The organism is Streptomyces sp. NPDC001492, from assembly GCF_053597275.1.
The window spans coordinates 1-20,664 of sequence record NZ_JBSFHW010000087.1 but is presented as its reverse complement, the minus strand read 5'-3'; the positions used below and the strand labels follow the sequence as shown (position 1 = coordinate 20,664).

At 70.4% G+C, this 20,664-nt stretch carries 16 protein-coding genes; 5 read left to right on the top strand and 11 right to left on the bottom strand.

Annotated features, from left to right (window positions below; genetic code table 11):
- The 7 genes from ACWC1K_RS49255 to ACWC1K_RS49225 all read right to left on the bottom strand — a co-directional run.
- A partial coding sequence (locus tag ACWC1K_RS49255) for an SDR family NAD(P)-dependent oxidoreductase (protein ID WP_450840581.1) occupies positions 1-656 on the bottom strand: 656 nt, incomplete at its 3' end.
- Entirely contained in the window at positions 653-1,624 is a 972-nt protein-coding gene (locus ACWC1K_RS49250; RefSeq protein WP_450840579.1) for a fumarylacetoacetate hydrolase family protein, read from the bottom strand. The genes ACWC1K_RS49255 and ACWC1K_RS49250, both read right to left, overlap by 4 nt.
- A gap of 106 nt (positions 1,625-1,730) precedes the next feature.
- Positions 1,731-2,669, bottom strand: a complete 939-nt coding sequence (locus ACWC1K_RS49245; protein ID WP_450840577.1) for a VOC family protein — start codon at positions 2,667-2,669, stop codon at positions 1,731-1,733.
- Positions 2,670-2,683: 14 nt separating this feature from the next.
- Complete coding sequence (locus tag ACWC1K_RS49240; protein ID WP_450840575.1) at positions 2,684-3,700, bottom strand: amidohydrolase family protein; 1,017 nt, start codon at positions 3,698-3,700, stop codon at positions 2,684-2,686.
- Positions 3,697-4,833 (bottom strand): FAD-dependent oxidoreductase, encoded by a 1,137-nt coding sequence (locus ACWC1K_RS49235; RefSeq protein ID WP_450840573.1) that lies wholly within the window; start codon positions 4,831-4,833, stop codon positions 3,697-3,699. The genes ACWC1K_RS49240 and ACWC1K_RS49235 overlap by 4 nt, the downstream gene beginning before the upstream one ends.
- An 82-nt stretch (positions 4,834-4,915) precedes the next feature.
- Complete coding sequence (locus ACWC1K_RS49230) at positions 4,916-5,878, bottom strand: cyclase family protein (RefSeq protein WP_450840571.1); 963 nt, start codon at positions 5,876-5,878, stop codon at positions 4,916-4,918.
- Positions 5,875-6,861: a fumarylacetoacetate hydrolase family protein gene (locus ACWC1K_RS49225; RefSeq protein WP_450840570.1), complete on the bottom strand. Its 987-nt coding sequence runs from the start codon at positions 6,859-6,861 to the stop codon at positions 5,875-5,877. The genes ACWC1K_RS49230 and ACWC1K_RS49225 overlap by 4 nt, the downstream gene beginning before the upstream one ends.
- A gap of 152 nt (positions 6,862-7,013) precedes the next feature.
- Here ACWC1K_RS49225 and ACWC1K_RS49220 point away from each other — a divergent pair, with 152 nt between their 5' ends.
- Positions 7,014-7,979, top strand: coding sequence for a LysR family transcriptional regulator (locus ACWC1K_RS49220; protein ID WP_450840569.1), 966 nt, complete (start codon positions 7,014-7,016; stop codon positions 7,977-7,979).
- 88 nt (positions 7,980-8,067) lie between these two features.
- Here ACWC1K_RS49220 and ACWC1K_RS49215 read toward each other — a convergent pair whose 3' ends face one another.
- On the bottom strand, positions 8,068-9,336 hold the full coding sequence (locus tag ACWC1K_RS49215; RefSeq protein ID WP_450840567.1) for an MFS transporter: 1,269 nt from the start codon (positions 9,334-9,336) through the stop codon (positions 8,068-8,070).
- 264 nt (positions 9,337-9,600) lie between these two features.
- A complete protein-coding gene (locus tag ACWC1K_RS49210; protein WP_450840565.1) occupies positions 9,601-10,500 on the bottom strand; it encodes a PfkB family carbohydrate kinase in 900 nt (299 codons plus the stop codon).
- Between the two features lie 174 nt (positions 10,501-10,674).
- Here ACWC1K_RS49210 and ACWC1K_RS49205 point away from each other — a divergent pair, with 174 nt between their 5' ends.
- Entirely contained in the window at positions 10,675-11,550 is an 876-nt protein-coding gene (locus ACWC1K_RS49205) for a lysozyme (protein WP_450840563.1), read from the top strand.
- A gap of 96 nt (positions 11,551-11,646) precedes the next feature.
- Here ACWC1K_RS49205 and pepN read toward each other — a convergent pair whose 3' ends face one another.
- Both pepN and ACWC1K_RS49195 read right to left on the bottom strand, forming a co-directional pair.
- Entirely contained in the window at positions 11,647-14,082 is a 2,436-nt protein-coding gene (pepN, locus tag ACWC1K_RS49200; protein WP_450840562.1) for an aminopeptidase N, read from the bottom strand.
- 230 nt (positions 14,083-14,312) lie between these two features.
- Positions 14,313-16,160 (bottom strand): phosphatidylglycerol lysyltransferase domain-containing protein, encoded by a 1,848-nt coding sequence (locus ACWC1K_RS49195; protein WP_450840561.1) that lies wholly within the window; start codon positions 16,158-16,160, stop codon positions 14,313-14,315.
- 192 nt (positions 16,161-16,352) lie between these two features.
- Here ACWC1K_RS49195 and ACWC1K_RS49190 point away from each other — a divergent pair, with 192 nt between their 5' ends.
- From ACWC1K_RS49190 to ACWC1K_RS49180, 3 genes are all read left to right on the top strand, one after another.
- Entirely contained in the window at positions 16,353-16,526 is a 174-nt protein-coding gene (locus ACWC1K_RS49190; protein ID WP_450840560.1) for a hypothetical protein, read from the top strand.
- Positions 16,527-17,008: 482 nt separating this feature from the next.
- Positions 17,009-17,251, top strand: coding sequence for a hypothetical protein (locus ACWC1K_RS49185; protein ID WP_450840559.1), 243 nt, complete (start codon positions 17,009-17,011; stop codon positions 17,249-17,251).
- Positions 17,252-17,463: 212 nt separating this feature from the next.
- A complete protein-coding gene (locus tag ACWC1K_RS49180; protein WP_450840558.1) occupies positions 17,464-20,562 on the top strand; it encodes an RICIN domain-containing protein in 3,099 nt (1,032 codons plus the stop codon).
- Positions 20,563-20,664 lie beyond the last annotated feature (102 nt).

Below are 20,664 nucleotides of genomic sequence, written 5' to 3'. Positions count from 1 at the left end.
GCGGAGTCGTCCGAGAGGAGGAAGGCGACGAGCGGGGCGATGTCGTCCACCGTGCCGGTGCGGCCGAGCGGGGTCAGACGGAGGTTCGCCTCGCGGAAGGCCGGGGCCGCGGAGGCGGTCATGTCCGTCTCGATGAAGCCGGGGTGGATGGTGTTCACGCGGATACCGCGGGGCCCCAGTTCCATGGCGGCGGTCCTGGACAGGCCGCGCAGCGCCCACTTGCTGGTCGTGTACGCCACCGGGTAGTGGGCGGTGAGCGCCGCCGACGAACCGACGTTCACGATCGACGCCCCCGCGCGCATCAGCGGCACCAGGTGCTGGATGCCGAGGAGTGGCCCGGTGACATTGACGGCGTGGACGCGGGCCATGTCCTCGGGGCGTACGTCGTCGATGCGGGCGCGCCAGGTGACGCCCGCGTTGTTGACCAGGCCGTGCACCTGCCCGTACGACTCCCGCAGTTCGGCGGCGAGCCGGGCCCAGTCCTGCTCGCTGGTGACGTCCAGGCGGCGGCAGCCGGGCCCCTCCATGACATCGGTGGCGATCACTCGCGCGCCCTCGCGGGTGAGTGCCGTGGCCTCCGCGGCGCCCTGGCCGCCGGCCGCGCCCGTCACCACGACGACCTTGCCGAGCAGCCGCTTCGGAGGGAGGCCGCTCACGGCCGCTCCCGTGAGCGGCGCCGGCCGGCGGGGACGGGCCGTGGATCGGTGCCGCTCACCACGGTGTTGGAGACACTGCCGATGCCCTCGACGGTGAGCGTGACCGTGTCTCCGGGCTTCAGCGGCGCCGGGTCCTGCCTGCCTCGTACGCCCCACAGCTCGGCGAGACAGCCGCCGTTGCCGCAGGTGCCCGAGCCGAGGACGTCGCCGGGACGCACCCAGGTCCCGCGCGAGGCGTAGGCGACCATCTCCTCGAACGTCCAGCTCATGTTGGACAGCAGGTCCTTGCCGACCACCTCGCCGTTCACCTCGGCGGTGAGCGCGAGCCGCAGGAATCCGTCCTCGTCGCGGTACTGGTCCAGCTCGTCGGCGGTGACCAGGTAGGGGCCCAGGGTGGTGGCGGTGTCCTTGCCCTTGCACGGGCCGAGCCCCACCCGCATCTCGGCGGACTGGAGGTCGCGGGCGGACCAGTCGTTGAGCACGGTGTAGCCGACGATGTGCTCACGGGCCTGCTCGGGCGTGAGGTCGCGGCCCTCCTTGCCGATCACGGCGGCCACCTCGAGCTCGAAGTCCAGGACGCTCGAACCCGGCGGCACGGGGATGTCGTCGCCCGGCCCGTACACGGCGTACGGGTTGGTGAAGTAGAAGGTGGGGGCCGCATACCACTGCTCGGGCACGCCCGCGCTCCCGTCCACGGACCGCCGTACGCCCTCGACGTGCTCCTCGAAGGTGACGAAGTCCCGCACGGTGGGCGGCTGGAGCGGCGCCAGCAGCCGTACGTCCGAGACATGCGGGCCGGCCGGCACGTCGGCCATCACGGAGCCCGCTTCGAGGAGTTCGGGCAGACCGCCGCCCTCGGCGAGCAGTCCGGTCAGTGAGGTGACGCCGGGCAGGGGGTGGAGCGTGCCGTCCTCCTCGACGACGGCCACTTGGCGTCTGTTGCGGTACTCGTACGTGGCGAAACGCATGGGCGGTGTCCTGTCGGAGGGGAGGGCGGGCACGAAGGTTGAGGGCGCGGCGGGGAGTCAGGGCATGACTGGGCTGCCGCGCCCCCGGTGACTCGGGGAGTGCCGGTCAGACCGGCGGGGCGACGAAGACGCCGCGGTCCACGTCGTTGAAGGACTCCTTGGCGATGAGTTCGTTCATGGGGTTCGCGGTGCCCCACTGGTCGGTGACCTCGGGCTGGGAGAAGTCGTAGACGTGCGGGTGCCAGGTGTCCTCGTCCAGGACCTCCAGCTCCGTCGTGTACTCGACGGTGTTGCCGTGCGGGTCGAGGAAGTAGGTGAAGGTGTTGTCGCCGGCCATGTGGCGGCCGGGGCCCCAGATCTTGCGGATCCCGGCCCGCATCACGCGCCCGGAGCCGCGCATGTACTCGTCCAGGCCGCGCATTTCGAAGGAGACGTGGTGCAGGGAGGTGTGCGGGCCCTGAGCGATGGCCATCGAGTGGTGCTGGTTGGAGATCCGCATGAAGTGCATGACCTCGCCCATGTGCGGCGAGCTGAGCGTGTCGGAGAGACGGAAGCCCATGTGGCGCTCGTACCACTCCCGAGTGCGGTTCAGATCGGGGGAGTTGAGGACGACGTGCGACAGCTTGACCGGGATGGACTCCTTCTCCTCGATCCTGCGGTGCTGCCGTACCTCGACGTCGGAGGAGACCTCGATGGTGCGGCCGTCGACGTCGAAGAAACGGAAGCCGTAGCCGCCGCCGGGGGTGTCCACCTTGCCCGGATGCGAGATCAACTGCACGCCGTCGGCCAGGAGTTGATCGGCGAACGCGTCCACGTCGGCCACGCTCGCGGCACCGTAGGACACGAGGTCGAGACGCTTCTCGTCGGCCTTGCGCAGGCGGATCACATACTGCTCGGGGCTGCCCTCGGCGGCCAGGAAGGAGATGCCGGAGTCCTCGGCGACCTTGGTCAGGCCCCAGACGCCGGAGTAGAAGTCGAGCTGTTTGTCGTAGTCGGGCACGGCCAGGTCGACGTGCCGCAGGTGGGTGAGCAGGCGGTTGTTCATGAGGGGGGTCCTCCTCAGTCGAGGTCGAGCAGGGCGGCGGCGTTGCCGCCCCGCACCGCGTGGAAGTCGTCGTCGGGCAGGTCCGCGGCGCGCAGCGCGCCCAGCGGGTCGTCGGTGCCCATGTCGAAGGGGAAGTCGGAGCCGAGCAGGACCCGCTCCGGCCCGGCGGCCCGCAGCAACTCCCGCAGGACGTGGGGGTCGTGGACGAGGGAGTCGAAGTACAGCTGCCGCAGATAGCTGCTCGGCTCCCGTGCGCAGCCCTGCGCGTCGGGGCGGGCCCGCCAGGCGTGGTCGGAGCGGCCGATGTGGGTGGGCAGATAGCCGCCGCCGTGCGCCGCGATCAGCTTGAGTCCCGGATGGCGGTCCAGGACGCCGGAGAAGATCAGGTGGGAGAGGGCGACCGCGTTCTCGGCGGGCTGACCGACGGTGTTGGAGAGGTACCACTGGTCCAGGCGCTCGTCGAGGGTGCAGCCGAACGGGTGCAGGAAGACCAGCGCACCGCTCTCCTCCGCGCGGGACCACAAGGGTTCGTAGGCGGGATCCGACAGCTCACGGCCGGGCGCGTGCGAGGAGATCTCCACGCCCTCCAACCCCTCGTCCAGCGCATGGTCGAGCAACTCCACGGTGAGGACGGGGTGTTGGAGGGGGACCAGGCCGAGGCCGCGCAATCGGTCGGGGGCCTTCGCGCAGTGCGCGGCGGTGCCCTCGTTGGCCAACCGGCAGACCTGCCGGGCCAGTTGAGGCTCGGCCCAGTAGTGGTAGTGCGACGGGGACGGGCTGACCAGCTGGACGTCCACGCCCTGCGCGTCCATCGCCGCCAGCCGCACGGCGACGTCCGTCAGCTTCGGCAGGCGCGCCCCGACCATCGGACCGTTCACGGTGAGGGCCGCCGGACCGTTGCGGCGGGCATCGAGCTCGCGGGCCTCGGCGAGCCCGGGGTGTCCGGCGACGGCCTCCTCGATCTGCGGAAGCAGGAGGTGGGCGTGGACGTCGATCGTCGGCACCGCCGGAGGATCGTTCGGACCGGTCACGGGAGCTCCTTCAGCGCGTTCATGGTGCGGCCGATCAGCCCGGGCACGTCGGCGTCGTGCACCCCGTCGAGCACCCACTGGCCGAGCTGGACGGAGGCGTCGACGACCATGCGCACCCGGGGCAGCCGTCGGGCCCGGTAGTCGGAGAGCAGCTGTTCGTCCCAGTCCTGTCCGGTGGTCAGCAGCTCGGCGAGGACCGAGGCGTCCTCCAGGGACATCGCCGCGCCCTGGGCGAGGGTGGGCGGGCAGCAGTGGGCGGCGTCCCCGACCAGCACGACCCGGCCTCGGTGCCAGGGGCCCTCGACCAAGTGGCGGTCGAACCAGGTGTAGTTGACCTTGGCCGGATCGTCGATGTGCTTCACGATCTCGGGCCAGAATCCGCCGTAGGCCTGTGCGAGGCCGCGCATCTCGTCGGCGTACGACTGCGGCGGGATCGACGCGCGGTCCCGGCACCCCTCGACGACGTAGGCGTAGAGGGTGCTCTCGCTGGTGGGGCAGTATCCGGCGATGTGGGCCGGTCCGCCGTAGGTGAGGTCGGTGCGCTCCAGACCCTCGGGACGCGGAGCGGCGACGCGCCAGATGGCCATGCCGGTCGGCACGGGCTTGTCGGTGATGCCGATCGCGGCGCGGGTCGCCGAGTTGAGACCGTCGGCGGCGACGACCAGGTCGTATCGGCCCTCGGTGCCGTCGCTGAAGCGTACCGAGACACCGTCCGCGTCCTGCTCCAGGGACTCGGCCGTGACGCCCAGGCGCACGCCGGCGCCGGACGCGCGGACCGCGTCGCTCAGGATCTGCTGGAGCCGGGGGCGCTGCATGCCGACGGTGGCGGGCAGCTCCGCGCCGCCGGTCTGGATGTCCTCGGCGACGAACAGCACGGTGCCGTCCGGGGCGGTGACCCCCACCGAGCCGAAGGCGAACCCGGAGGCGCTCACCTGCTCCCACACCCCCAGCTCGCGCAGCACCCTGAGAGCGTTGCCCTGGAGGGTGATGCCCGAGCCGGTGGAGGCATGCCAGTCGGGACTGGCCTCGATCAGGTCCACCGTGATGCCCGCACGGCGCAGGAGGATCGTGACGGCGTTGCCGGAGGCGCCCCCGCCGATGACGAGGACGGAACGGGCGGAGGGATCGGTCATGTCGGGATACCTCCCGGTCGGGCCGCACGGCTTCGGGCGGCGGGGGGATGCGGCTCGCCCCGTCAGGGCGCGGCCGTGAGCGTTACTTGACGGCGATGGGGTTGACCGGGGAGCCGACCGCACCGGTGATGGGCAGCGGCGCGGCGGTGAGCCAGAACTCGTACACGCCGTCCTCGGCGCAGTCCGCGGCGAGCGCGTCGAGGTCCCACATCTCGCCCACCAGCAGTCCGACGTTGGGGATGACGACCTGGTGCAGTGGCTGGAAGGCGTTCTCGAACTCGTTGGGCCGCACCTCGAAGCCCCAGGTGTCGGTGGCGATCGCGGCGATCTCCGTGCCGTGCAGCCAGCCTGCGGTGGTGAACGACAGGCCCGGCGCGGGCCCGCCCGCATAGTCGCCCCAGCCCTCTCGGCGGGCGCGGGCGAGGCGCCCGGTCCGTACGAGGACGATGTCGCCGCGCCCGACGGCCACCCCGTGCGCCGCGGCGGCCGCGGTCAGATGCTCCTCGGTGATGGCGAACCCGTCGGGCAACTCGCCGTCCACGCCGACCACTTGGCCCACGTCGAGGAGGACCCCGCGCCCGGCGACATACGGCGCCATGTGCTCGATCCCGGTGACGAGGTCGCCCTCGGAGGTGACGACCTTGTCCGCTCGCCGTCCGTTCCAGGCGAAGCCATGGTCGAAGATGTGGCCGAGTCCGTCCCACTGGGTGGAGCACTGCAACGGCATGGCGATCACGTCGTCGGCGCCGCCGATGCCGTGCGGGAAGCCCTGGTTGCCGAGGGCGGCGTCGGTGCCGGTGTCGAGCATCGTGTGGACGGGGTTGGTCCGCCGGCGCCAGCCCTTCTGCGGACCGTTCATGTCGAAGGACTGCGACAGTGAGAAGCTGACGCCCCGGCGCACGAGCGCGGCGCCTTCGCGCCGCTTGGCCTCGTCGAGGAAGTTGAGCGTGCCGAGTACGTCGTCCTCGCCCCAGCGCCCCCAGTTGGAGCAGGCCTTGGCGGCCTCGGCGATCGCGCCTTCCGGGTCGTGACGGTCAGGAGTCATGACGCCTTCTCCGCCACACATCGGGTGCGCTGAACTCCCAGACCGGTGATGGAGCCCTCCATGACGTCGCCGTCGCGCAGCAGCCGGCCCCAGTGCATGCCGTTGCCGGCCGGGCTGCCGGTCAACACCAGGTCGCCGGGCAGAAGCCGAGAGGTCCGGGAGATGTACGACACCAGCCGCGCGACCCCGAAGAGCATGTCCTTGGTGGACTCGTCCTGCATGGTGTCGCCGTTCAGCTTCAGCGTGACCCGAAGATCCTGCGGATCCGCGATCGACCCGGCCGGCACGAGCCACGGCCCGAGCGGGGTGAAGCCGGGGGCGTTCTTGCAGCGCAGCCAGTCCGTGCCGATGGCCTTCATGTCCCGGCGGAAGACGGTGGCACGGTCGGTGAGGTCGTTGGCGATCGTGTACCCGGCGACGTGCTCGAGAGCCTCCTCCACCGACACCCGGTAGGCGGGCTTGCCGATGACGGCCGCCAACTCCAGCTCCCAGTCGGGCTGTTCGGCCCATTCGGGCAGTACGACGTCGTCGTACGGTCCTGCGACGGTGCTGGGCAGGCCGATGAACACGTAAGGCAGATCCTCGGCGGCCCGGCGGTCCATGACCGCGGCGATCTCCGCACGCGCCTCCTCGACCGTGCGCGGGTCGTCGGGGGAGCGGTGGGCGGCCTCCAGGTCGATCACGTGCTGCCGGTAGTTGGCGCCGGACTGGAAGATCTGGCGGGGCTCCAGCGGGGCGTGCACCTGCAGGCCCTCCAGCGGCCGCCAGTCGAGGGCGGTGTCGCCCGCCAGGGCGTGCAGCTCGGGGAGGGTCTGCTCCCACCGCTCGACCACGGCACGCACCTCGCGCGGCGCCCAGTCCAGGGCTTTGCTCAGGTCGAGTACGCGGCCCTCGGCCAGGAGGCCCGGGAAGGGGGCTTGAGCGTCCTGGGCCGAGAATGTGCCGAGCGCGAAGGGGCCGGCAGGTTGCACGAGCGTTGCCATCAGATTTCCTCCTGCTGGGTTGCGGACTACTGTGACCCCGATCAACCAATCAGGGAAATCAATCCTGTGGATCCACCACATCCACGGCATGGATGGCTCGTAGGATGGCTGTCCTCGCCCTCGGCCCGGCGCTCGCTCCAAGGTGGTAACCGGTGAACCTGTCCCGTCTCGACCTCAATCTGGTCGTCGCCCTGCGTGCGCTGCTGGAGGAGCGCAACGTCACCCGGGCCGGCGAGCGCATCGGGCTGAGCCAGCCCGCGATGAGCGCGGCGCTGGCCAGGCTGCGCCGTCATTTCGGGGACGAATTGCTGGCCCGCACGGGGAACTCCTACGAGTTGACCCCGCTCGGCGTCGCCCTGCGAGACCGCAGTGTGACCGCCTGCGACCTGCTGGAACGTGTCTTCTCCAGCCAGGCCGAGTTCGACCCGGCGGCGGAGACCCGGGAGTTCACGCTGTTCGCCTCCGACTACGGCACGGCCGTGTTCGGCGCCGCGCTCGCCCGCGCCCTGCATCACGAGGCTCCCGGCATCCGGCTGACCTTCCAGCACACACCGCCGTCCGTCGTGGAGAACCCCGCCACCACGCTGAGCACGGTCGACGGCCTGCTGATGCCGCACGGCGTCATCGACGGCCTGCCGGCCGTCGACCTCCACCAGGACCGATGGATGTGCCTGGTCGCCGACGACAACCCCGAGATCGGCGACGAGCTCACCCTCGACGATCTGGCACGTCTGCCCTGGGCCGTCTACCAGCGCCCCTACGACGCGCCCGCGGCCCGCCAGCTCAGCATGATCGGCATCAGTCCCCGGGTGGAGGTGTCCGTGCAGGCCTTCCAGTTGCTGCCCCCCATGGTCGAGGGCACCAGCCGGGTCGCGATGATCCAGGAACGCCTGGCCCGCAGCGCGACCCGCCTCGCCGCGGTTCGCGTCCTGCCCTGCCCCTTCGAGGCCGTACCGGTGCAGGAGGCGATGTGGTGGCACCCGGTCCATGCCCAGGACGCGGCCCACATCTGGCTCCGGCAGAAGGCGGCAGAGGTGGGCGCGACGCTGACGGGCAACGGCCACGGGACGGCCGTACCCGGCGTACCCGGCGCCGGGCCGAGGCCGGACCGGGTGTGATCCCCGGCTCCGGCCGCCGGACCGGCTGTGATCCGGTCCGGCGCTGGCCCCTGAGCATGGCGTCTGTGGGGGCCGTCGGCGTGCGTGCTCAGGCCAGTTGCCCGGGCAGTGGCCGGGAGTCGTCTGCGGGCGAGCGGCGGCGGGCCGCCAGCAGTCCCGCGGCGACGAGAGCGGCGGCCAGTCCCAGCACGCCCACGGCGCCTGCGAGGCTGCCGACCGCCGACTCCCCGGCGAGCAGCACCAAGGGGCAGACGAACTCACCGGCGAAGAAGGCCGCCGTCCACAGGCCCGTCCCGCGGCCGCGGTCCTCGTAGGCCAGCCGGGACATGGCGCTGGTGAGAAGGGCGGGCAGCAGCATGCCCGTGCCCACACAGTTGATCACCGCTCCGGCGACCAGCAGCGGCGCGTTGCCCGCGAGGAACATCACCCCGAAGCCGACCGCGCAGATGCCGAGAACGGCCGGCAGCATCGCGTCCGGGGAACGTTCGAGACGGGCGAAGGCGATCGCCCCGCCCACGGTCGCGGCGCTGGCGATCGCCGTGGCCAGCCCGATCACACCCGAGTCCTTCGTCCCGAGGCCGTCGAGCAGGTACGACATCTCCACCGGCACGGTGTAGAAGACCATCGCACCGAAGAAGGTCAGGGCGCAGACACCTCTCAACTCCCGCCAGGGGAACGGCCGTCGGGCCCTTGCTGCGGCCGGTGCCTCGACGGCGGCGGGGCGTGCAGCCAGGTCGGGCAGGGCGGTCACCATCAGCGGGGCGAGCGCCAGGCTCACGGCGTACACCCCGAAGGGCACGCGCCAGCCCGCCGAACCGGCGGCGCCACCGAGCACGAAGAAGACGGTCGCCGAGGCAGAGGCACACATGGTCTGCAGGGCGAGGTACTTCACCCGCCGCTGCCCCGAGTAGTAGTCGCCGATCAGCGTGGTGCAGCACGTCATGATCGCGGCCTCGGTGACCCCGACGAGCGCGCGGCTGGCGATGATGGCGCCGAGCGAGTCCAGCCAGAGCGGGGCGGTGCCGAAGAGGGCGTAGAGCAGCGTCGCCACGATGAGCAGTCGCCTGCGGCCGAGCCGGTCCACGATCACGCCGGCGAACGGGGCCAGCAGGGCCAGCGACAGCGCCGGGACGGTCAGCGCGAGCGGCACCAGTGCCTTCGCACCCGGAACCGATCCGAAGTGGTCCTGCATCTTCGGCAGGACCGGCGCGATGAGCACCGCCCCGAGGATCGGCAGACAACTGCCCGCCATCAGCACGCTCACGCGCAGCAGATGGGCCGGACCCGAGACGGCCACGGGCGACGAAGGGGCGTCGTCGACCGCGGTGGCGGACGGCGGCGGGACGGAACCGGGCATGGCGACTCCAGGCAGGGTGTACGGAAGCGGGCATGCCTGTCAGGGGCGCCAACGGCGCACGGCATGCAGGGGACGGGCCGCACGACGGCGACTGGTCCGGACAGCGGCGTGCGGGTAGGGACGACTATGGGTGCGCTCGGTGCCCGCCGCCATCCTTGGCGCCATCCGAATCCCGTATCCGGTGCATCCACGTGATGAATGGACCGATCTGCGTTTGAAGTTTCAACCACAACTGGGTAGAGTCCGCCTGCGGCCGGTGTGGCCTCAACCTTCTTGCATCCAGGCGCGCGTGCCGAACGACGCACACGCCCGCGAGGCCACCACCGCCGCGCCCCGCAGGGCTTGAACAAAGCCCTCCGATGTCAGGAGGGGGCCCTGAACGGCGAGGTGATGGGCGAGCGCCCCATGCAGAACGTCACCCGCCCCCAGTGTGTCCGCCACACGGACCGCGGGCACGTCCACCGTCCCACTGCTGTGCGGACCGGCCCACAGGATGGGCCGTTCTCCCCGGCTGACCGCCGACCAGCCGACCCCGTGCTCCCGCAGGAACCGCAGGGTGTCCTTCGGCGTGCTCGCGCCGGGCGGGCGGAAGTCGGCCGAGCAGACCGCCACATCGATGAAAGGCAGCAGGTGCTGCGTGCCCTCCTTCCAGCTGCCCCCGTCGAAGACGGTCGGACGGCCGGCGGCACGCGCGAGCCGGGCGGCGGCCACGGCCAGGTCCATGTGGTGTCCGTCGAACTCCGCGATGTCACAGGCGGCCACCAACACGTCGAGATCGTCGGGCGGGCGGAGCCGGTGGCCTTTCGCATTGGTCGAGGCGACGGCGCGCTCCCCGCTGGACGCCGTCACCAGAATGGAAGACACCGCCGGGGGCTCGGCCGACTCCGCCGCCAGGTCCGACACGGCCACGCCCAGGCGGCCCAGGTCTTCCTTGATCCCGAGCCCCAGCGGATGGGAGCCGATCGCGGTGAGCAACCTGGCGGTACCGCCCAGGTGGCTGAAGGCGGCGGCCGCGTTCGCCGCCGGACCGCCTGCCGCGACGACCTGTTCACGCGCCGTCAGTTTCTCGTTCGAAGCCGGTGCGTGGTCCACGAGCTGGATGACGTCCAGCGTGCACAAGCCGACGAACAGCCCTTCGGGACGTCCCCTCGTCGCCGGCTCCACCCACCAGCACCTCCTCCCGCACGGGCATGCGGCCAGCGTACGGATCCATGGGAAACAGCATCGACGATATCGCCGCCCACGCAAACACGAGGCACACCCATTGGAGTACTCCGGCACCGATGATGCCTTCATTGGGCGGTACATGACGTGCGGTCCGGCGTGTCCCGGGATCAGATGGGTGGCGTGCCAAGCTGCTTCCGTCCTCAGCACGGCCGCTCGCGCTGGCGTCTCATCGCTGCCCTGACCGGCCTCCTCCTCACCCTGCCCGCAATGCCGCCCGCGTACTCGGCGGCCGGACCCTGGCCCGACCCCGTGCGCGGCCACGCCTACATGGGAATGGGCGTCGGAAAGTACGAAGGAATGGGCGCTCACTCCGATCCCGACCCCGACCCCCCGCCCCTCCAGGTCGGCCAGACCGAAGGCGTCGACGTCTCCAGCTACCAGGGCGATGTCGCCTGGTCCGCCTTGTGGAGCAGCGGCACCCGCTGGTCCTACACCAAGGCCACAGAGGGGACGTCCTACCAGAACCCCTACTTCGCCCAGCAGTACGACGGCGCCTATCGCGTCGGCATGGTCCGCGGGGCCTACCACTTCGCCACGCCGGACTCCAGCAGCGGCACCGCGCAGGCCGACTACTTCGTCGACCACGGCGGGCGCTGGTCCGCCGACGGCCGGACCCTGCCCGGTGCCCTCGACATCGAGTGGAACCCCTACGGTGACGCCTGTTACGGCAAGACCAAGAGCGGCATGGTGGCCTGGATCCGTGCCTTCCTGAACCGCTACAAGGCCCGCACCGGCCGCACCGCCGTGATCTACACGGCCACGAACTGGTGGAACAACTGCACGGGCGGCTACAGGGGCTTCGGCTCCACCAACCCGCTGTGGGTCGCCAGGTACGGCTCGACGGTGGGCGAACTTCCGGCGGGCTGGTCGACGTACATGATGTGGCAGTACACGTCCTCCGGGCCGACCGTCGGCGACCACGACAGGTTCAACGCCCCCGCGGACAAACTGCGGGAGTTCGCGGCCAGCCACCGGGCCGACGAATGACCGCTTCCTGCGCCGGCCCGGGCCGAGCCCCGGAGCAGGCCGGGCCGCAGGGAGATGCGGCCGGGCCTGCGCGGTCCGGGCCTCCCGCAGGAACGGTCAGGGCCTGCGGGAACGCGCATGAAGCATGCGGCGGACCGTGTCCGAGCGTGCGAGGAGCGTGTTGCGGACCACCGGGGTCGCCCCTTCGGAGATCCGCTGGGCGCTTTCGAGGTAATCGGAGTCGATGGCGTACGGCGGGAACAGGTGGCTCGTGAACCCCATCGCCGGGATCATCCCACCCTGGTGCAGATGGGGGATCGCCTCCAGATAACGCCGCGTGTAGGGGCTGAGCAGGTCGTCCTGGGCGGGGCGCCAGAAGGCCGCCGCCACCTGCCCGACCGCGGAGACGGGGACGGTGCGGTCGACGACGAGCTTCTGCCAGACCTCTGCCTTGGCGGCGGCGCCGGGCACCGCGGCCCGTACGGTGAGGGCGCGGATCCACGCGTCGGGGTCCGGGTCGCGTTCCAGCAGGAGGGCGGCCTCGGAGATGACGTCCTCGCCCAGTTCGGCCGCACGGACCAGCGCGCGCCAGTGCAGATCGACGTCGGCGCCCGCCTGCTCGCGCAGCCACGCGAGATCTTCGGCGGTCGTGGCGGTGCGGGCCAGGCCGCGCAGGGCCACCCGGCGGCGGCCGGGATCCGCGGCGAGGTCCCGGCAGGTCCTGGCCACCGCCGCCGTGAGCTGCGCGCGTTCGCCGGGCGGCGCCCACAGTTCCGCGATGTCCCCGGCGCGCAACAGATACGGCTCGATCACGGCGTCCGACGTCTCCGCCGCGAGGACCGCGGTGATGCACTGCCCGGCTTCCGCGGCCGTGGCCTCGCCGGTGATCAGCATGTCCCACACAGTGGCGGCGGCCACGCCCCGGGAGATGGCCGTGGGCAGGTCCGCGGCCGTACGGAAGAGCGCGTCCCGGGTCGTGGGGTCCGGGCGGGCCGTGGCGAAGGTCAGGTCCTCGTCGTTGATCAGCAGGACGTCCGGCGCGGGAGGCAGGCCGGCGACGGGGGTACGGGGCTGTGTCACCTCGATGCGTACCAGCCCCGTGCGTTCCAGCGTCTGTCCGTTCCGCGTGTACGCGCCCACCGCCAGAACCTGCGGGCGTGGGGTGCCGGCCGCCACCAGCGTGGTGGTCTCGCCGTCGCGCTCCAGCGAGAAACGGTCGGTGCCGGACGTCGCCAGCCAGGCGGTGCGCCAGCCGTCCAGGTCTCGCCCGCTCGCCTTGCCGAGGGAGTCGATCAGGTCCTGGAGCGTGGTGTTGCCCCATGCGTGGCGGGCGAAGTAGGCGGCCATGCCGGCCCGGAAGTTCTCTTCGCCGACATACGTCATGAGCTGCTGGAGGACGGACGCGCCCTTGGGATAGGTGATGCTGTCGAAGATCGACGCGGCCTGGGCGACATCGTGGATGGGCTGGTGGATCGGGTGGGAGACCGGGCCCTGGTCGGCCAGATAGGCCCGTAGTTTGTCGCTCACCAGATGGCGCGCCCAGGCGTCCGTGTAGCGGGTGGCGCGCTCGGCGGCCCAGTTGCAGGCAAACTCCGCGAACGCCTCGTTCAGCCAGAGGTCGTCCCACCAGCGCATGGTGACGATGTTGCCGAACCACATGTGCGCCATCTCGTGCAGCAGTACCTTGGCGAGCAGCTCCCGCTCCGCGGGCGTCGGCGCGGCCCTCCGCAGGAACACGTCCGACCAGGTCACGCAGCCGTAGTTCTCCATCGCCCCGCCGAACTCGGGCATGAACACCTGGTCGTATCTGCGCTGCGGGAACGGCATCGCGAAGGTCTCGCCGTAGAAGGCGAGCCCCTGTCGGGTGACGGTGAAGATCTCGTCGGCATCACGGTCGAGGACCTCGGCGAGCGAGCGGCGCGCGTACAGGCCCAGGTCATGGCCGTCGGCCTCGCGGCGGATCTCGTGGAAGGGGCCCGCGTTGACGACGGTGTTGTACGTGGACAGCGGCGGCGTGTCCGGGAAGATCCAGCGGCGGGCCGTCCCCATCTCCTCGATGCGTGCCTCGCCGGAGTTGCTGGTGACGGTCCAAGCGGCGGGGGCCGTCACGGTGAAGGCATGCGGGGCCTTGAGATCGGGCTGGTCGAAGCACGCCCAGACGAACCGGGCCTCGTCCGGTTCGAAGCTCATCCACACATAGACCTCGCCGTCGGCGGGGTCGGTCGCCTTGTGCACGCCCTCGCCCGCGGACGTGTCGGCCTGGATGCTCTCCACGCGCAGCACGTTGTGCCCGGCCAGGGCGGGCAGCGGGATCCGGCCGTCACCGCTCGGGGTGAGAGCGGCGCCGTTCAGCGTGGCGCCGACGACCTCTGCCGCGCAGTCCACGAAGCTCTCGGCGCCCGGCTCACGGCAGGTGAAGGTCACCGTGGACACACACCGCACCTCTGGCCCGTCGGGCAGCGCCGTGAGGTCGACGTCCACGTCGTACCGCTCGACGGTCAACAGTGCGGCCCGGCGCTCGGCTTCGCCACGGGTCAGGCTTCGGATCCCCATGCGTCCTCCTCGGCAGACAGCGGGCGTCAGCGTACGTCGGACAGCGGCGCCCGCGCGCACGGTTTTCCCGTGCACCGAACGGGCGCCGGGCGTCCGGCAGTTGGCGTGGCCGCGGGGCTGCGCACCGCAGGGAGAGGAAGCGCCGGACGGTCACCCGTGCCCGGTTCACCGACAGGCTGCCGTGCGAGCGCAACGGCACCTCCGACGCCTCCTCGAGCCGGGCGGCGGCCTTAAGGAGCGTAGGTCTTCACGGGCCCGTCGGGCTGGTTCCTTCGGAGCTGGGGCAGGCGGGGCGGGGTGAGGAAACCCTCCGCACAGGCGCTGGCGATGCCGATCCGCGGCAGGTCCGCCGTCTTCTCGAACAGCAGGAAACGGGGCTCCCACACCGGCCGGTACTTGGCGTTGGCGCGGTAGAGGGACTCGATCTGCCACCAGCGGGAGAAGAACGTGAGGATCGAGCGCCACAGCCGCAGCACCGGTCCGGCGCCCAGGCGTGCGCCGCGCTCGAACACGGCGCGGAACATGGCGAAGTTCAGCGATACCCGACGTACGCCCAACTCCTCGGCGCGCAGCAGCAGTTCGACGACCATGAACTCCATCAGGCCGTTCTCGCCGTCCCGGTCGCGGCGCATGAGGTCAAGGGACAGCCCGTGCCTGCCCCAGGGCACGAAGCTCAGCAGCGCCCGCAGCTCGCCTTCGGCGTCGCGGCACTCCAGCATCACGCAGTTTCCGTCGCCGGGGTCGCCGAGCCGGCCGAGCGCCATGGAGAAGCCGCGCTCGGTGGCGCCGTCGCGCCATTGGTCGGCGCGTTCGACGAGAGTGGCCATCTCGTCCTCGGGGATGTCGGCGTGACGGCGCAAACTCACGGTGTACCCGGCCCGCCGCACCCGGTTGTGCGCCTGACGTACGACGCGCATGGCGCGGCCGTCCAGGGTGAAGTCGGCAAGGTCCACGATGGCCTCGTCGCCGAGTTCGAGGGCGTCCAGACCGTGCCGGGCGTAGATCGTGCCGGCCTCCTCGCTCGCCCCCATCACGGCCGGCGTCCAGGCGTGGCGGCGGGCCTCGGCGAGCCAGGCGTCGATGGCGCCGGGCCACGCCTCCGGGTCGCCGATCGGGTCGCCGGAGGCGAGAGTGACGCCGCCGACCACGCGGTAGGCGACGGCGGCCTTGCCCGTCGGCGACCAGATGACCGCCTTGTCGCGGCGGAGCACGAAGTAACCGAGGGAGTCGCGCTCGCCGTGCCGGTCGAGCAGCGCCCGCAGCCGCTCCTCGTCCTCCGCGCCGAGCAGGTCCCGGCCGCGGGGCGAGCGGAAGAAGACGTACAGGACGAGGCAGAAGGTCGCCGCGACCATGATGTTGACGACGACGTCCACCCAGCGGGGCGCCTGCACGGCATCCACGCGGTCGGCGAGCGGGCCGACGCTGATGCCCCGCAGCAGTGTGTACGCCACCTTGTCGAAGAGGGTGGCGCCGTGGAGTTTGTTGGTCGCGCCGACCAGCAGCGTCCCGATCGCGCCGCTGACCAGGATGCCGCCCGCTCCGACGGCGAGCGCCAGCTTCGGGTTGGACGGGTCCCCGACCGCCTCGAACTCCCGGCGCCCGATCAGCAGCGCGGCTACGAACAAGCCGGTGAGCAGGGCCGATGCCCAGTTGAAGACGTGCGCGCGAAACGGGTCCTGGGTGAGTGCGACGGCGTACAGCGCGAACAGCGGCCCGGCGAGCACCATGTTGACCGTCCAGGCGGCCCGCTTCCGGCGCCGCATCACCAGCGACAGGAAGATCGCGAGCGCGGCCGAGACCAGGCCGGCGGTGGCCAGGTACGGCGTGAAGTACTCACCCGCGTGGTGCGCGTGGAACCGGTGGGCCGTGTGGGAGGCGTAGATCCGGCCGGTGTTGTGCTCGTCGACCTCGCGCCGGAACGGCACGGACACGACCGCCGCGATGTTGAGCAGGGCGATCAGCCGCAGATACCAGACGGTGAAGGCGGCTGCCCTCGCCCGCAGCCGGGAAGGGGCGGGCACTGGTTGGGGAGTGGTGCGCCGGCGGGGGATCAGGGCCGACTGCTGCTGGGCGGTCATGACTGGGGTCACCTTGGGGAGTGGGCGGTGGAATCGGTGCGGGTGGGGACGGGGCGCGGGGGAGGGCCGTCACGTGCCCGACCCCTTGTACCGCGTAGTCCGAACGAACGCCAGCCGCACGCCTGCGGCGCGGGTTGCCCGAAGGTGGTCCATCGGCCGGCGGCGGCGGGCTGATGATCGAAGGTCTGCCGCATGGGCCGTGAGGTCGCGTCGGCGAGATCCCTCACCGGTGTGCGGGCGTCGGCGGAGCGTGAGCCGGACGGTCTCGCCGGGCGGAACGCCGATGCCGCGGTGAGCTCCCCGGCCGGGGCCCGCAGGGCGGCGAGCACCCCGCTCTCCGCCACGCGCTCGGAGCGCGGCTCCTGAGGGCGCCGTACGGATCCCTCTGGTCGGCAACCATGATCGGTGCGCGGTACTTTGTTCATGTCTCTTCCCGCGAGCTTGCCGTCCACCTCCGCCCTACGCCTTGTAAGGCGAGAGCACCCTACATCTTGTAGGACCGATGGGGTGCGGCCGGGACGGTGAAACATGGCTGGCCCCGGTGGCCGGCCTGTGCGCGTTCGCGCAGTTGAGGACGTGAGACGGCCGGTCGCGGTTGGCCGTGCGGGCAGATCTGGCGGTCACCTTGACCGTCCCTTGGTGCTCATTTGGGCAAACCCCCTGTCGCTGCGCAGCAGGCACGCCCCCGCATGTCGCGGGCACGCATCGGCCGAGTCGTCGCGACGAACCTCTTGACGAAATTCATATGACGTCTAATGTTGCATCGCCGTTTCCCCTTGTCCCCAGCCGCCCGGCCCGCCCCACTCCGGCGAAACATCGCGAGGCCTTCCGAAACAATCCACCGGCAGGTGTCCGTGCGACCAACCCGCAACCACCCCGTCTCCGACCGCTTCAGACCATGGCCGGCCACAGCCGCCCTCCTCACCGCCTCGGCCGCTGCGGTCCTCGTCCAGGCCGGTCCCAGCGTTCGCAGCCACGTGGCACGCCAGCGGAGCGGCGTACCCCGGGCGCTCTGGGACGACCTCCACCGCGACCGGGGGCTGATCAGGCAGGACTTGGACGTCCCCACCACCGTCGGCGGTCTCCTCTGATGCCGCCGAGGGGCACGCGCGCCCCAGGTCCAGTCGCCCTCGACCGCCCCGACCGACTACCCGGACCCCGCCGCATCCGTCGCGAGGGAAGTACGTACCCCCGCTTCCGCCACTGACATGTCTCCCCGTCCGCGAAACCTCACCGACAAACACAGCCGGAGCCGCCGCATGAGCGTTTTCCCGACCGTCCGCACTGTCCGGAGGGGCAGACGATGAAGCCCTTGACCTCCACCCTCCGCAAGCTGTCAGCCGTGCTTGCGACGGCGCTCCCCGCGGTGCTGCTGACCTCCCTCGTGACACCGACTCCGGCCTCGGCCGCGACCCAGGCGACCTACTACGTCGCCCCCACCGGCGACGACGCCAACGCCGGGACGATCACCGCGCCGTTCAAGACCCTGCAGCACGCGCGGGACGTCGTGCGTACGGTCAACGACAACATGACCGGGGACATCAACGTCTATCTCCGCGGCGGCACCTACCCGGTGAGCAGCACCATCGCCTTCACGTCGGCCGATTCCGGGACGAACGGCCACCATGTCGTGTACGCCGCCTACCCGGGCGAGAAGCCGGTGCTGGACGGCGGCGTTCAGGTGACCGGGTGGACCCAGCACAGCGGGAACATCTGGAAGGCCACCCTCAACCGCGACAACAAGCTCCGCGCGCTCTACGTCAACGGCAAGCGGGCCCAGATGGCCTCGAAGACGATCAACTCGGCCGGCTGCTACGGGACCTACTCCGTCACGGCCGGCCAGGCCCCCTGGGCCTGGGAGTCGGGTTCGCAGTGCGACGGGGCCAAGTACAGCCTCTCCGACCTGCCGGCCATCGCCTCCAACCAGGACGACGTCGAGATCAAGTCGGCGACGACCTGGACCACGGCCATCGTCGGAGTCCGCCAGATCACCACGAGCTCGGACGGCGCCAACCGCGTCGCCCTGTTCCAGCAGCCGGGTGCGGCCATTGCCCAGGGATCGGCGTACGGCCCGTTCAAAGCCGGCGGCAGTCATACGTTCATGAACGCCTACGAGTTCCTGGACCAGCCGGGCGAGTTCTACTTCGACAAGACGAACCACACGGTCTACTACTACAAGTCCAGCTCCGAGGACATGACCACGGCGAATGTCTTCGCGCCGAACAACGTGTCCACCCTCCTCAAGATCGCCGGCACGTCGAGGACCGACCACGCGCGGAACATCACGTTCTCCGGGCTCACGGTCGAGCACTCCGACTGGAACCTGGTCAATGTCGCGGGCTCCGTCTTCCGGCAGAGCCAGCAGGGCAACACCGTCTCGACCGTGTACGTGAGGCAGAACTTCCACGTGTACACCTACCGCAACGTCGACCTGCCGCCCGCGGCCGTGCAGATCGAGAACGCCGACGGGATCGTCCTGCAGGGCAACACGGTGCAGCACACCGGCGCCGACGGAATCACCCTGGCCAACGACGTGACGGACACGCAGTTGACCGGCAACGTCACGAATGACATCGCCGGGTCCGCCCTCACTGTGGGGCACCCCCAGCACGTGTACATCGGGGACTACACCTCGACCAACCACGAGAAGTACCCGGTGAACGTCGAGGGCGTCTGCAAGAACATATCGATCACGGACAACTACCTCTACGACAGCGCGGTGTTGTTCGAGGCGTCCAGCCCGGTGTCGGCGTACTTCGTCGATTCCCTGTCCGTGCAGCACAACCGGATCGAGAAGTCCCCGTGGGCGGGCATCACGCTCGGCTGGGGATGGTGGAACTTCGACGGCTCGACGAACTCCATCAATCCCGGGAACCCGACCAGCACGGCGAAGAACAACACCATCAAGTACAACCAGATCCTCGACACGATGCAGGTGCTCGACGACTCCGCTCCCATCTACACGCTGGGCAGCCAGCCGGGAACGGAGATCAGCGACAACTACATCAAGGGCGTCCCGGCCGGCCACAAGTACGGCCTGCACCCCGATGAAGGCTCCGCCTTCATCAACGAGCACGACAACGTGCTCGACGTCGACCCGGGCGTGTACTTCGCCATCAACTCCGGCACCTGGGGCCGCCAGCACGACCTGACCCTCACCAACAACTACGGCACCGTCGACAAGATCGCCGGTAGGAACGTCCCGAACAGCACGATCACGGACGTGAAGGGGTACGGGGACAATGTGTGGCCGTCGCAGGCGTACAGCATCGCCCTGAACGCGGGTCTGGAGGACGCCTACAAGAACCTCGTCCCCCAGAGCAGAGTGGCTCTCCAGGACTACACCCTGCCCGCGAGCACGTTCGCCGGCACGGGCGTGATGACCATTCCGGTGCGCAGCCCCAAGGATGCGACCAAGACGCTCTGGCTGGCTCCCGCCGGTACGACGACGTTCGCCGCCGGTCCCACCATGACCAGCGCGAGCGGCACCGCGACGAGCATCAGCGTCCCGAAGGCGGTGGGTGACTACCGGCTCTACGTCGTGGACGCCCAAGGCAACGTCTCCGCCGCGTCGAAGGCGCTCGTGCGGCAGCGCTGGAACCACGTCGACGACAAGGCCGCGGGCGTGACCTACTCCGGGACCTGGTCGAACTGGAACGACACGAAGGACATGAACGGGTCCGAGAAGTTCACGAGCACCGCGGGCAACTACGCCGAGTTCTCGTTCACCGGCTCGGGCGTCCGGTACCTCAGCATGACGCAGCCGAACATGGGCAAGGTGGACGTCTACATCGACGGCACCCTCGCCCAGGCGGGTATCGACGCCTACGCCCCGACGGTGACGAAGCAGGTGCCGCTGTTCGAGAAGACCAACCTGGCCGCGGGCCCGCACACGATCAGGGTGGTGTGCACCGGCACGAAGAACACCGCCTCGTCCAGCACCGTCTGCGCGCTGGACGCGTTCGCCTCCATCTCGTTCCCCGCGAAGAACGCCAACTACAAGATGGTCAACAAGAGCAGCTCCAAGGCGGTCGATGTGTCAGGCGGATCGTTGTCCGCCGGAGCCAACATCATTCAGTGGACCGACTCCGGAACCGGGAACCAGAACTGGCGCTTCGTCCCGGTGGGTGACGGCAGCTACGAGATCGTCAGCCGGAACAGTGCCCTGGTCATGGACGTCAGCGGTGCTGCCACCGCGGACGGCGCGTCCGTCATCCAGTCGTCCGACACCAACGCCGCGAACCAGCACTGGACACTGGTCGCCACCGGAAACGGCTACTACAAGATCAAGAACGTGAACAGCGACAAGGTGCTCGACGTGTCCTCGGGAGGCACTCAGCTCGTCCAGACGACGGACACGAACGCCGACAGCCAGCTGTGGAAGGTGGTCAACGTGGACTGATCCCCCGGCCACCGCGACCCGCGGCGCGGGTGCGCCGCGGCACTTCTCGTCCTGCCGCTGCCGTTCGGCCACCACGGCGTCCAGAACCCGCTTCAGGGACGG